The organism is Klebsiella variicola, assembly GCF_000828055.2.
GTDB classification, from domain to species: domain Bacteria; phylum Pseudomonadota; class Gammaproteobacteria; order Enterobacterales; family Enterobacteriaceae; genus Klebsiella; species Klebsiella variicola.
The window spans coordinates 4,626,730-4,639,397 of sequence record NZ_CP010523.2 but is presented as its reverse complement, the minus strand read 5'-3'; the positions used below and the strand labels follow the sequence as shown (position 1 = coordinate 4,639,397).

Sequence of the window (12,668 nt, the reverse complement as noted above, 5' to 3'; positions counted from 1 at the left end):
CCCACAATTGACCGAGGCGCGAGTGCCGGGTAACGTGCGGTCATATTCGAGCTTAACGGCGATAAACAGTTGGGGAGTCTATGCAGTATTTGGGTAAAGTGATTGGCGTGGCAGTGGCTTTGCTGATGGGCGGTGGGTTTTGGGGCATCGTGCTCGGCTTCCTGGTGGGCCATATGTTTGACCGGGCGCGCAGTCGCCGGTTGAATCTCTTCGCCAATCAACAGGAACGCCAGTCGCTCTTCTTTTCCACCACCTTTGAAGTGATGGGGCATCTGACCAAATCCAAGGGTCGCGTCACCGAAGCTGATATTCATGTCGCCAATGTGCTGATGGATCGCATGAACCTGCACGGCGCATCGCGTACGGCGGCGCAGCAGGCGTTTCGCGACGGCAAGGCCGACAACTATCCGCTGCGCGAGAAGATGCGTCAGCTGCGCAGCGTCTGCTTTGGACGCTTCGATCTGATTCGGATGTTTCTGGAAATTCAGCTGCAGGCGGCGTTCGCTGACGGCGAATTGCACCCCAACGAACGTGAAGTGCTGTTCGTCATCGCTGACGAGCTTGGCATCTCCCGCGCCCAGTTCGATCAATTCCTGCGGATGATGCAGGGCGGCGCCCAGTTTGGCGGCGGTTCGCAGCAGCAATCGTATGGTCAGCACGGCGGCAATGCCGGCTGGCAGCAGGCGCAGCGCGGGCCAACCCTCGAAGATGCCTGCAATGTGCTGGGGGTGAAACCGACCGATGACGCGGCGACGGTGAAGCGCGCCTATCGTAAGCTGATGAACGAACATCATCCGGACAAGCTAGTGGCGAAAGGGCTGCCGCCGGAGATGATGGAGATGGCCAAACAGAAAGCTCAGGAGATCCAGAAGGCCTGGGAGCTGATCAAAGAGCAGCGCGGCTTCTGAGTTTTCCCGCCCCTCCCGTCCGGCGAGGGGTTTTAGTTTTTAGGCTGTGCGCGTCGGTACAGCCGCCGCGGATGGCCGATTTTTCCATACAGCATCTCCACTTCCAGAAAGCCGGTCTCGACACCGTGTTCCAGATAGCGCCGGGCGGTGGTTTTGCTGAGCCCGGCGGCGCTGACCACCTCATCGACGGAAAAACAGTGTGCTTCCCGGCCGCTAAACAATCCCTGCACCAGCGCCAGCGTCTTCTCTTCAATGCCCTTACTGCCGCTATCCACGCGGAAGTTCTTCGCCTGCAGTTGGTAGAGAGAATCGACGTTCTGCTGATCGACGATTTTCCATTCCCGCTGCTGATCGTAAAACTGGATAAAGCGCTCAAGCGACTGGCTCAGCCGCTTCCAGGAGACGGGCTTAAGGATATAGTCGAAGGCGCCGTTGCGGATGGCCAGGCTGCAGGTTTCCATATCGCTGGCGGCGGTGATAAAGATCACTGAGCAATGGGTGGTTGCCAGCACCGGGTCGGTCATCAGCGTGACGCCTTTGCCGTCCGGTAAATAGTTATCCAGCAGCACCAGCTGCGGCGGACTGGCGTGGAGCAACTGCCGCGCCTGAGCGAGGGAGGCCGCCATGCCTGCCAGCCGCAGTCGCGGGTGTTTTTGCACAAGCTCGGCGTGCAGGCGCGCCAGCTCGCTCTCATCTTCAATGATCAGCACATCGACCAGGTCATGATGCATTGTGGGCCTCCGTTTGCGGACAGGCGGGCGCGTCGGCCGGGATAAACAGGGTGAAGATGGTTCCCCGCGGCGCGTTGTCGGCGACTTCGATGGTGCCGCCCGCCTGAGTGACATAATGTTCAATAAGATACAGACCAATGCCGTGATCGCCACGGGTTTTGGTGGTCACGCCGCGTTCAAAAATGCGGTCGCGAATATCGGGACGAATGCCGACGCCGCGGTCAGCCACTTCGATGATCAGTTCCCGGGCGTTGAGCTGAATCAGCACTTCCACCGGCTCGTGCGGCAGCTCGGCGCGCTGCGTGGCTTCGATGGCGTTATCCAGCAGGTTGCCGATGATGGAGATCAGTTCGGATTCCTTTAGCGACGGCAGCGGACGATCGATACGACAGGCCGGGTCGAAGCTCAGGACCACGCCTTTTTCGCGGGCGCGGGTCGCTTTGCCCAACAGCAGGCCGCACAGCGTCGGCGAGTGGAAGTGCGAGGAGATGAAGTCCAGCAGCTCCTGGGCATGCTCCGACTGGGCCTGAATATAGCGGATCGCTTCGTCATAGTGACCCATATGCAGCAGACCGGAGAGGGTGGTCATCCGGTTGAGCTGTTCGTGGCGCATGATGCGCAGGTTGTCGACATAGCGCTTCACCTGGCTGAGCTGGGCGGTGAGGGCATTGATTTCGTTGCGGTCGCGGAAGGTGATCACCCAGCCCTGCAGCGTATTCTCCAGCATAATGCGCACCCGGCTGGCGAGCACGGTCAGCTGGTTGAAGCGGCACAGCTCGTCATGAGTGTCACGCTCGAGCATGTCGCCGCTGGCGAAAAACGGCTGCGGCGAAATGACGCTGTCGATTGACTGGCCGCGCAGCTGACGGGCAGGCTGGCTGAGCCCCAGCAGGCTGCGGGCGGCATGATTAATCACCTCAATGCGCCGCTGGTGATCGATGACGATCACCCCTTCAAAGATCGACTCCATCATTGCCTTTTGCTGACGTACCAGCAGGCCGATCTCCCGCGGCTCGAGCGAAAAAATCTGCTTCTTGATGCTGCGGGTAAAGTACCAGGAGAAGATAAACAGGGCGATGAGCAGCAGGATGGCGGCGATAAAAATATTGATCACTTTGGTCAGCGTGATGCTGTCGAGATAGCTGGTGAGGTAGCCAACGGAGACAATGCCGATCACCTGCCCCTCGTCATCGACGATGGGCGTTTTGCTGCGCAGTGAGACGCCGAGGCCGCCTTTGCGAATGGTGGTGATGGAGTGCCCCTCCAGCACCGCCTGATTGTCGCCGCCGACCAGCCGCGTGCCAACCCACTCCGGATGGACGGAGTGAAACAGATGCACGCCCTGCCGATCGCCGATGACGATAAAACTGGCGTCGCTATGGGCGGCGATTTGCTGCATAAACGCCCGGATCGCCTGCGGATCGTGCTGGCTGACCTGCTGACGCAAATTTGGCATCAGGGCTATCTCTTCAGCCTGAATTTTGGCCCGGCCACTCATCTCCTGATACAGCTGGCGGCTGGCGTCAAAATAATAATAAATGCCCAGCGCTATAAAGAGGACCGAGAAAAAGGCGACCAGCGAAATAAACAGCTTATATTGAAAAGAGAGCTTCATAGGTCCCGTACTGCGTATTCACCATACCGGCACTCTATCATTTTTCTGTCACGTGACGTAAATGTTAAGAAGAAGTTGTGATCGCCTGCGCAGGCGCTGGCTGTCGGCGGGGGACTCAGCGGAAATAACGCGTCAGGGAGAATAAAAACCATAAAAACCACAATAATAAATCAGAGATATATCACCCCTTAGCGGTTCCGTGAATAGAAACCATAAAAACCATAGTGACCATTAAAACTTCTTTTTTAATCTGGGGAGCTTCACATTAACGACGCCGCTGTCCCTTTACGCTGAAAATGAATAATAACGACAGGGCTGAATTTATGAGCACCACAGACAATGCATTCTCTGCAACCCTTGAACCGATCAATACGCCGAAAACCACGCTGAAGCAGCGCTGGTGGCACATCATGGATAACTGGAAGGTAGGGATCGTCCCGCTGCCGCTGTTTTTACTGGCCGGGGGGCTGATTGCCCTCGACTGCCTTGGCGGTAAACTGCCGAGCGATATCGTGGTGATGGTGGCCACCCTGGCTTTCTTTGGCTTCGCCTGCGGCGAGTTTGGTAAGCGCCTGCCGGTGCTGGGAAAACTCGGCGCGGCGGCGATCTGCGCCACTTTTATTCCTTCCGCGCTGGTCCACTACGGTCTGCTGCCGGATGTGGTCGTGGAATCCACCACCAAATTCTATAAATCCACCAATATCCTCTATCTCTACATCTGCTGCATCATCGTCGGCAGCATCATGAGTATGAACCGCACCACGCTGATTCAGGGCTTTCTGAAGATCTTCTTCCCGATGCTGTGTGGCGAAGTGGTCGGCATGCTGGTGGGCATCGGCGTCGGCACGCTGCTGGGCATGGAGCCGTTCCAGGTGTTCTTCTTTATCGTGCTGCCGATCATGGCCGGTGGCGTGGGGGAAGGGGCGATCCCGCTGTCAATGGGTTACGCCGCGCTGATGCATATGGAGCAGGGCGTGGCGCTGGGCCGGATATTGCCGATGGTGATGCTCGGCAGTCTGACGGCGATCGTTATCTCCGGCTGCCTCAACCAGCTCGGCAAGCGTTCTCCGCATCTCACCGGTGAAGGGCAACTGATGCCGAACCGCAGCAATGAAACCCGTAGCCTCGGCGAGAGCGAAGGTGTGAGCGGCAAAACCGACGTCGGGACCCTGGCCTCCGGCGCGCTGCTGGCGGTGCTGCTGTATATGATGGGGATGCTTGGCCACAAACTGATTGGCCTGCCGGCGCCGGTGGGCATGCTGTTCCTCGCGGTGCTGTTAAAGCTGGCTAACGTGGTTTCTCCACGCCTGCAGGAGGGATCGCAGATGGTGTATAAATTCTTCCGCACCGCGGTGACTTACCCGATCCTCTTTGCCGTCGGCGTGGCGATCACCCCGTGGCAGGAACTGGTAAACGCCTTCACGCTGACCAACCTGCTGGTGATTGTCAGTACCGTCTCGGCGCTGGTGGCGACCGGGTTCTTTGTGGGTAAAAAAATAGGGATGCACCCGATCGATGTGGCGATTGTCTCCTGTTGCCAGAGCGGGCAGGGCGGCACCGGCGATGTGGCGATCCTGACCGCCGGTAACCGCATGAGCCTGATGCCGTTCGCGCAGATCGCTACCCGCATCGGCGGGGCGATAAATGTCTCGCTGGGACTGCTGTTCCTCAGCCACTATCTGGCGTGATTAAACGCTGCGCTAAGCGATAAATCTGCCATTTTCCGCTACAGAACGCAGAAAATATCTGCGTTCTGTATCCTAAATGCTCCGCATTTAGCGTTACAATCAGCGCGCGATCGGCTATCGCATCCATCATCATGACAGCCCAGGCGCTGTCGCATTTATCATATGTAGGAGAGGAATTAATGTCAGTGGATACTCCCGCCCAGGCGGGCGTCAGCATCGATGCATTGCTGGCGGCGAAAGAGCAGCGTGCAGCCCGCCAGGCTGACTGGCTGGCCCATTATCAGCAGCCTGTTATTTCCCTGACCCTGGTGACCCCGGGGGCGGTGAAAGACAGCATTCGCTATCGCAACATGATGGGCGTTGCCCTCCAGGCCTGCGACCAGCTGCTGTGGAAGCACCGCTGGCAAGCGCTGGATCGTCAGGTGCTGTGGTTGCCGACCGGGCCCGAAGCGCTGTGGTGCGTGGCGCACCCGGCCAGCGAAATCAAAGCGATGTGCAGCACGCTGGAGCAGAGCCATCCGCTGGGACGCCTGTGGGATATCGATGTGATCTGCCCACACAACGGGCAGGTGGGACGTCAGTCGCTGGGTGAGTCGCAGCGCCGCTGTCTGCTGTGTGATGAGCCGGCGCACGCCTGCGCGCGCAGCCGTCGCCACGACACCGATCTCGTCGTGGCGCGCGTTGAGCAGATGATTGATGCGTGGTTTGCCCGCGACTAACGGGTCAGTATTCCCCGGCGGCAAGGCGCTACCGGGGACATCCTAAAAGTCGACCGGCGCGCGAAAGGTCATCGCGTTGCCGTAGGCAGGGTGGGTGATGGTGAGCGTCTCGGCGTGCAGCAGCAGACGCGGGGCCATCGCCAGCGCCTCCGGCGTGGCGTAAAAGCGGTCGCCAAGGATCGGATGCCCCAGCGCCAGCATATGCACGCGCAGCTGATGCGAGCGCCCGGTAATCGGCTTCAGGCGCACGCGGGCGGTGTTGTCCTCCGCGTACTCCAGCACCTCATACTCGGTTTGCGCCGCTTTGCCGGTTTCGTAGCACACCTTCTGCTTTGGCCGGTTCGGCCAGTCGCAAATCAGCGGTAAATCCACCAGACCTTCCGCCGGCTGCGGATGGCCCCAGACGCGGGCGACGTACTGTTTTTTCGGCTCGCGCTCGCGGAACTGACGTTTCAGCTCACGCTCCGCGGCCTTATTCAGCGCCACCACAATCACGCCGCTGGTGGCCATATCCAGGCGATGCACCGATTCGGCCTGCGGGAAGTCGCGCTGAATGCGCGTCATCACGCTGTCTTTATGCTCCTCAAGACGACCGGGTACGGACAACAAGCCGCTCGGCTTGTTGACCACCATGATGTGCTCATCCTGATACAGGATCACCAGCCAGGGATCCTGCGGCGGATTGTAGTTTTCCATCGCCATGTTCGCGTTCCGTTACTGGTGGGTGACGACGATCAGACGCAGCGCGTCCAGACGCCATCCGGCCTGCGCCAGCGCATCCATCACCTGCTGACGGTTGCTTTCGATCGCCGCCAGTTCGTCGTCACGGATGTTCGGATTCACCGCCTTCAGCGCTTCCAGACGCGACAGCTCCGCCGTCAGCTTTTCATCGGCTTCGTTACGCGCTGCGTCGATCAGCCCCTGCGCCGCTTTGGCGATCTGCGCTTCGCCCTGTTGCAGAATGGCGTGAACGTCCTGCTGCACCGCGTTGACCAGTTTGCTGCCGGTGTGGCGGTTGACCGCGCTCAGCTGGCGGTTGAAGCTTTCAAATTCCACCTGGCCGGCGAGGTTGTTGCCGTTTTTATCCAGCAGCAGGCGAACCGGGGTCGCCGGCAGGAAGCGGTTAAGCTGCAGCTGCTTCGGCGCCTGCGCTTCGACGACGTAGATCAGCTCCAGCAGCAGGGTGCCGACCGGCAGCGCCTTATTCTTCAGCAGGGAAATGGTGCTGCTGCCGGTATCGCCGGAGAGGATCAGATCCAGACCGTTGCGGATCAGCGGATGTTCCCAGGTGATGAACTGCGCATCTTCACGCGACAGCGCCACGTCACGCTCGAAGGTGATGGTGCAGCCGTCTTCCGGCAGGCCCGGGAAATCCGGGACCAGCATATGGTCGGACGGGGTGAGGACGATCAGGTTTTCACCGCGGTCGTCCTGGTTGATGCCGACGATATCGAACAGGTTCATCGAGAAGGCGATCAGACTGGTGTCGTCATCCTGCTCTTCGATGCTCTCCGCCAGCGCCTGCGCTTTCTCACCGCCGTTGGAGTGGATCTCCAGCAGACGGTCGCGGCCTTGCTCCAGCTGCGCCTTCAGGGCGTCATGCTGTTGGCGGCAGGATTTGATCAGATCGTCAAAGCCATCGGTGGATTCTGGCGCCGCAAGATAGTTGATCAGTTCATCATGGACGCTGTCGTAGACGGTGCGGCCGGTCGGGCAGGTATGTTCGAAGGCATCGAGCCCTTCGTGATACCAGCGCACCAGCACCGACTGCGCGGTCTTTTCCAGGTATGGAACGTGGATCTGGATATCGTGTGCCTGACCGATACGGTCGAGACGGCCGATACGCTGCTCCAGCAGATCCGGGTTAAATGGCAGGTCGAACATCACCAGGTTGCTGGCGAACTGGAAGTTACGTCCTTCGGAGCCGATTTCGGAGCACAGCAACACCTGCGCGCCGGTGTCTTCTTCGGCAAACCACGCCGCGGCGCGGTCGCGTTCGATAATCGACATCCCTTCATGGAACACCGCGGCGCGGATGCCTTCGCGCTCGCGCAGCACCTGCTCCAGCTGTAGCGCGGTGGCGGCTTTGGCGCAAATCACCAGGACCTTCTGCGAGCGATGGCTGGTCAGGTAGCCCATCAGCCACTCGACGCGCGGGTCGAAGTTCCACCAGGTGCCGGTATCGCCTTCAAATTCCTGATAGATCTGCTCCGGATAGAGCATGTCGCGCGCGCGCTCTTCCGCGGTTTTGCGGGCGCCCATGATGCCAGAGACCTTGATGGCCGTCTGGTACTGGGTCGGCAGCGGCAGACGAATGGTGTGCAGCTCGCGTTTCGGGAAGCCTTTCACGCCGTTACGGGTGTTCCGGAACAGCACGCGGCTGGTGCCGTGGCGGTCCATCAGCATCGAGACCAGCTCCTGGCGCGCGGCCTGAGCGTCTTCGCGATCGCTGTTGGCAGCCTGCAGCAGCGGCTCGATATCCTGCTCGCCGATCAGATCGCCAAGGGTATTGAGTTCGCTATCGCTCAGCGTGTTGCCCGCCAGCAGCAGGGCGACGGCATCGGCGACCGGGCGGTAGTTTTGTTGTTCTTCAACAAACTGGGCAAAATCGTGGAAGCGGTTTGGATCCAGCAGACGCAGGCGCGCAAAGTGGCTCTCCATCCCCAACTGTTCCGGCGTCGCGGTCAGCAGCAGGATGCCCGGCACGCGCTCGGCCAGCTGTTCAATGGCCTGATATTCACGGCTCGGCGCCTCTTCGCTCCACACCAGGTGGTGCGCTTCGTCGACCACCATCAGGTCCCACTCGGCGTCGCACAGATGCTCCAGGCGCTGTTTGCTGCGGCGCACGAAGTCTAAAGAGCAGATCACCAGCTGTTCGGTTTCGAACGGGTTGTAGGCATCGTGCTGCGCTTCGGCGTAACGTTCGTCGTCGAACAGCGAGAAACGCAGGTTGAAACGGCGTAGCATTTCCACCAGCCACTGGTGCTGGAGGGTTTCCGGGACCACAATCAGCACGCGCTCGGCGGCGCCGGAGAGCAGCTGCTGATGCAGGATCATCCCGGCTTCAATGGTTTTACCTAAGCCCACTTCATCGGCCAGCAGGACGCGCGGCGCGTGACGACGGCCCACGTCATGGGCGATGTTCAGCTGATGCGGGATCAGGCTGGTGCGCTGGCCGCGCAGGCCGCTCCACGGCATGCGGTACTGCTCGCTCTGGAACTTACGCGCACGGTAGCGCAGGGCAAAGCGGTCCATACGGTCAATTTGACCGGCAAACAGGCGGTCCTGCGGCTTGCTGAACACCAGTTTGCTGTCGAGCAGCACTTCACGCAGAGTCACGTTCGCTTCCTGGGTGTCCAGGCGAGTACCGGTGTAGGACAGCAGCCCGTTCTCTTCATTCACTTTGTCAACGTGGAGCTGCCAGCCTTCATGGCTGGTAATGGTGTCGCCCGGGTTAAACATCACGCGGGTGATCGGGGAATCGTTGCGAGAGTACAGACGGTTTTCGCCGATGGCGGGGAAAAGGAGAGTGACCATGCGCGCATCCAGCGCTACCACCGTCCCTAATCCTAGTTCGCTCTCTGTGTCGCTAATCCAGCGTTGACCAAGTGTAAAAGGCATATGTGTTCGGCTCTTTGTTCTTTAATTGCAGGCAATAGTTGATCATCTCCATGAATAATCGGAGATGCGTCAAAATTGGGGCCAGGAATGGAAAGGGCGCTATATTACTGGATGGAGGAACGTTCGTCACCTCCTCCGCACCCTTCATTTTTCGGCTTTTGTGCCTGCGGAATGAGTGAGAAAAAATTAAAATAGCCCCAGCTGTCCTGTCACTATTGTAGCAAAGTCATCGTTGACGAAGGGCAGGATCCCTTCCGCCACCGGCTGCAACTGCTTTGTTAAATAGTGATCGTAATCGAGCGGCGACTGCTGGTAATCCACCGGCTCCGGGCCGCTGGTGGTCCAGACGTATTTGATGGTGCCGCGCTGCTGATACTGCTGCGCCCGCCCAAGCTTCACGTTGTGTTCATCCGCCAGCCTCGCGGCGCGCACGTGCGGCGGCACGTTACGTTGATACTCGGCCAGCGGTCGGCGCAGGCGCTTGCGATAAACCAGCTGCTTGTCGAGTTCGCCATTCATCAGCCTGGCGATAGTCTCCCGCACATAATCCTGATACGGCTGGTTGCGGAAGATGCGCAGGTATAACTCCTGTTGAAACTGCTGGGCTAGCGGCGTCCAGTCGGTGCGTACCGTCTCCAGCCCCTTGAACACCATGCGCTGGGCATCGCCCTCCTGAATCATCCCGGCATAGCGCTTCTTGCTGCCGGTATCGGCGCCGCGGATCGTCGGCATTAAAAAGCGGCAGAAGTGGGTTTCATACTCCAGCTCCAGGGCGCTGGTCAGCTGGCTTTTACCAAGCTCCTGCGCCCACCAGGCATTGACGTCGCTGACCAGCTCGCGGCCGATCTCCGCTGCCTGTGCTTCGCTATGCGGGCGTCTCAGCCAGACGAAGGTGGAATCGGTATCGCCGTAGATAACGTCGTAGCCTTTGGCTTCAATTAGCGCTTTGGTCTGGCGCATGATCGCGTGACCGCGCATGGTAATCGACGAGGCGAGACGCGGGTCGAAGAAGCGGCAGGCGCTGGTGCCCAGCACGCCGTAGAAGGCGTTCATGATAATCTTCAGCGCCTGGGAGAGCGGCTTATTATGCTGGCGTTTGGCTTCATCGCGGCCGTGCCAGATCTGCCCGACGATGCCGGGCAGGCAGTGTTTGTCGCGCGAAAAGCGGGCGCCGAGGAAGCCCTCGATGCTGTGCTGATCATCGGGCTGCGCCAGGCCTTCCACCAGGCCGACCGGATCGATTAGAAAGGTACGAATAATCGACGGATACAGGCTTTTATAGTCCAGCACCAGCACCGAGTCATACAGACCGGGGCGGGAGTCCATCACGTAGCCGCCGGGGCTGGCTTGCGGGGGGACGTCGCCGAGGTTCGGCGCCACGTAGCCCAGGCGGTGCATGCGTGGGAAATAGAGATGGCTGAAGGCGGCCACCGATCCGCCGTGGCGATCGGCGGGCAGACCGTTAACCGTCGCCCGTTCGAGCAGAAACGGCATGATCTCCGTTTTGTGGAAGATCCGCGTGACCAGCTCGCAATCCTGCAGGTTATAGATCGCCAGCGCCGGTTTGTCTTCATGGAAGCGGCGATCGATCTCGTCCATCCGATCCCACGGGTTGTCAATGGCTTTACCTTCACCCAGCAGTTCGCGGGCCACGGCCTCCAGTGAAAAGGAGGAGAAGTTCCAGAACGCGGATTTTAGCGCGTCGATGCCGTCGATAATTAGCCGCCCGTTGGCCTGGGCGAAAAAGACGCCGTTCTTAAAACCGTGCTCACGCCACTCCAGCTCGCTGTTGCCGCGGCCGAGACGCAGCGGGATACGATAGCGCTCGGCGTGCTTTTGCAGGACCCGCAGATCGAACTGCACCACGTTCCAGCCGATCAGCACGTCAGGGTCGTGTTCGGCAAACCAGGCGTTGAGCTTTTCCAGCAGCAGGGGACGGCTGGCGATGAAGACCAGCTCGAAGTCGACGTCTGGCGGCGTTTCCGGTTCGGGGCCCAGCATGTAGACCACCCGCTGGCCGCAGCCTTCCAGACCGATGCAGTACAGCTCGCCGTGGCGGCTGGTTTCGATATCCAGCGACACCCATTTCAGCGGCGGGCGATAGTCAGGGTTCGGTTTCATGCGCGCGTTGACCAGCTGTGAGCCGCGCGTTTTGCCTTCCACCCACACCGGGGCGGTAATAAAGCGCTCCATCAGGTAGCGCTCCGGCGGACGGATATCACCCTCGTAGACGGTGACGCCGCTGTCGCGGAGCATCTTCTCCAGACGCATCAATTGACGATGGGCGCGACAGTAAAGGCCGACAACCGGCTGCCGGTGGAAATCTCTCAGGGTCAGTGGAGCTAAGCGGAAGCCTTTCTCCCCCTGCAGCAGCCGTTCAGCCTGCGCCTGCTGCGCTTCGGGGATAAAGGCAACGGACTCCTGCGGCGGCAGCGTGACCTGCAGCGGGCCGTCGTCGGTGGCCAGCCAGAAGGAGAGCTCGCTGCCCTGCGGGGTGTCCCGCCAGTGACGGGTGAGTAAAAAACCTGCTTGTGGCTGGGTCACGGGTATTCTCGCCGATAAAAAACCAGGCCTGATTATAGCCTGGTTTCATGATGGACGCTGGGGTTTTATACAGGTATTCGGCGCTAAGGTGGCGAGCAGGGTGATTATTGGCCGTAGTAGGCTTTGGCCCCGTGCTTACGCAGATAGTGCTTATCGAGCAGCGTCTGCTGCATATCCGGCAGCTGCGGCGCCAGCTGGCGACAGAAGATGCCCATATAGGCGATCTCTTCCAGCACGATGGCGTTATGCACCGCGTCTTCGGCATTCTTACCCCAGGCAAACGGGCCGTGGGAATGCACCAGCACGCCGGGCATCTGCGCCGGGTCGATTCCCTGCTGACGGAAAGTTTCGACAATCACGTTGCCGGTTTCCCACTCATATTCGCCGTTGATCTCCGCATCGGTCATCAACCGGGTGCAGGGAACCGGGCCATAGAAATAGTCAGCGTGGGTGGTGCCGGTCGCTGGAATGGATTGTCCGGCCTGCGCCCAGATGGTGGCGTGGCGCGAATGGGTATGCACAATACCGCCCAGCGTCGGGAAGGCCTGATACAGCAGGCGATGAGTAGGGGTATCCGACGAGGGCTTCTTGTTGCCTTCCACCACCTCGCCAGTCTCCAGACTGACGACCACCATATCGTCGGCGGTCATCACGCGGTAATCCACGCCGGAGGGTTTGATAACCAGAACGCCCTGGTCGCGGTCGACGGCGCTGACGTTACCCCAGGTTAAGGTCACCAGATTATGCTGCGGCAGCGCTAAGTTGGCTTCCAGAACCTGGCGTTTAAGATCTTCTAACATAGTGTGCTCCGAATAGCAGGCGAGTCGGGTATCCCTCACCCC

General features: G+C 59.8%; 9 protein-coding genes. 3 read left to right on the top strand and 6 right to left on the bottom strand.

Going from position 1 to position 12,668, the window contains the following annotated elements:
• Positions 1-80 precede the first annotated feature (80 nt).
• Positions 81-908: a co-chaperone DjlA gene (djlA, locus tag SP68_RS21700; RefSeq protein ID WP_040972909.1), complete on the top strand. Its 828-nt coding sequence runs from the start codon at positions 81-83 to the stop codon at positions 906-908.
• Between the two features lie 32 nt (positions 909-940).
• On the opposite strand, the gene SP68_RS21695 is transcribed toward djlA, so the two are convergent.
• Both SP68_RS21695 and SP68_RS21690 read right to left on the bottom strand, forming a co-directional pair.
• Positions 941-1,639 (bottom strand): response regulator, encoded by a 699-nt coding sequence (locus tag SP68_RS21695; protein WP_008807469.1) that lies wholly within the window; start codon positions 1,637-1,639, stop codon positions 941-943.
• Complete coding sequence (locus tag SP68_RS21690; protein ID WP_012542874.1) at positions 1,629-3,254, bottom strand: ATP-binding protein; 1,626 nt, start codon at positions 3,252-3,254, stop codon at positions 1,629-1,631. The genes SP68_RS21695 and SP68_RS21690 overlap by 11 nt, the downstream gene beginning before the upstream one ends.
• Before the next feature lie 323 nt (positions 3,255-3,577).
• Here SP68_RS21690 and SP68_RS21685 point away from each other — a divergent pair, with 323 nt between their 5' ends.
• Both SP68_RS21685 and citX read left to right on the top strand, forming a co-directional pair.
• Entirely contained in the window at positions 3,578-4,942 is a 1,365-nt protein-coding gene (locus SP68_RS21685) for a 2-hydroxycarboxylate transporter family protein (protein ID WP_008807467.1), read from the top strand.
• Positions 4,943-5,121: 179 nt separating this feature from the next.
• Positions 5,122-5,661: a citrate lyase holo-[acyl-carrier protein] synthase gene (gene citX / locus SP68_RS21680; RefSeq protein WP_040972911.1), complete on the top strand. Its 540-nt coding sequence runs from the start codon at positions 5,122-5,124 to the stop codon at positions 5,659-5,661.
• A gap of 42 nt (positions 5,662-5,703) precedes the next feature.
• Here citX and rluA read toward each other — a convergent pair whose 3' ends face one another.
• The 4 genes from rluA to araD form a co-directional block, all read right to left on the bottom strand.
• On the bottom strand, positions 5,704-6,363 hold the full coding sequence (gene rluA, locus SP68_RS21675; RefSeq protein WP_008807465.1) for a bifunctional tRNA pseudouridine(32) synthase/23S rRNA pseudouridine(746) synthase RluA: 660 nt from the start codon (positions 6,361-6,363) through the stop codon (positions 5,704-5,706).
• 12 nt (positions 6,364-6,375) lie between these two features.
• Positions 6,376-9,282, bottom strand: a complete 2,907-nt coding sequence (gene rapA, locus SP68_RS21670; protein WP_008807464.1) for an RNA polymerase-associated protein RapA — start codon at positions 9,280-9,282, stop codon at positions 6,376-6,378.
• A 186-nt stretch (positions 9,283-9,468) separates the two neighbouring features.
• A complete protein-coding gene (gene polB / locus SP68_RS21660) occupies positions 9,469-11,826 on the bottom strand; it encodes a DNA polymerase II (RefSeq protein WP_040972913.1) in 2,358 nt (785 codons plus the stop codon).
• Positions 11,827-11,930: 104 nt separating this feature from the next.
• Positions 11,931-12,626: an L-ribulose-5-phosphate 4-epimerase gene (gene araD, locus SP68_RS21655; protein ID WP_012968949.1), complete on the bottom strand. Its 696-nt coding sequence runs from the start codon at positions 12,624-12,626 to the stop codon at positions 11,931-11,933.
• Positions 12,627-12,668 lie beyond the last annotated feature (42 nt).

Excerpts from the sequence above, each read along its gene's own strand:
- SP68_RS21695 (WP_008807469.1), bottom strand. The coding sequence starts at position 1,639 with ATGCATCATGACCTGGTCGATGTGCTGATCATTGAAGATGAGAGCGAG.
- rapA (WP_008807464.1), bottom strand. The coding sequence starts at position 9,282 with ATGCCTTTTACACTTGGTCAACGCTGGATTAGCGACACAGAGAGCGAA.
- rluA (WP_008807465.1), bottom strand. The coding sequence starts at position 6,363 with ATGGCGATGGAAAACTACAATCCGCCGCAGGATCCCTGGCTGGTGATC.
- citX (WP_040972911.1), top strand. The coding sequence starts at position 5,122 with ATGTCAGTGGATACTCCCGCCCAGGCGGGCGTCAGCATCGATGCATTG.
- araD (WP_012968949.1), bottom strand. The coding sequence starts at position 12,626 with ATGTTAGAAGATCTTAAACGCCAGGTTCTGGAAGCCAACTTAGCGCTG.
- SP68_RS21690 (WP_012542874.1), bottom strand. The coding sequence starts at position 3,254 with ATGAAGCTCTCTTTTCAATATAAGCTGTTTATTTCGCTGGTCGCCTTT.
- djlA (WP_040972909.1), top strand. The coding sequence starts at position 81 with ATGCAGTATTTGGGTAAAGTGATTGGCGTGGCAGTGGCTTTGCTGATG.
- SP68_RS21685 (WP_008807467.1), top strand. The coding sequence starts at position 3,578 with ATGAGCACCACAGACAATGCATTCTCTGCAACCCTTGAACCGATCAAT.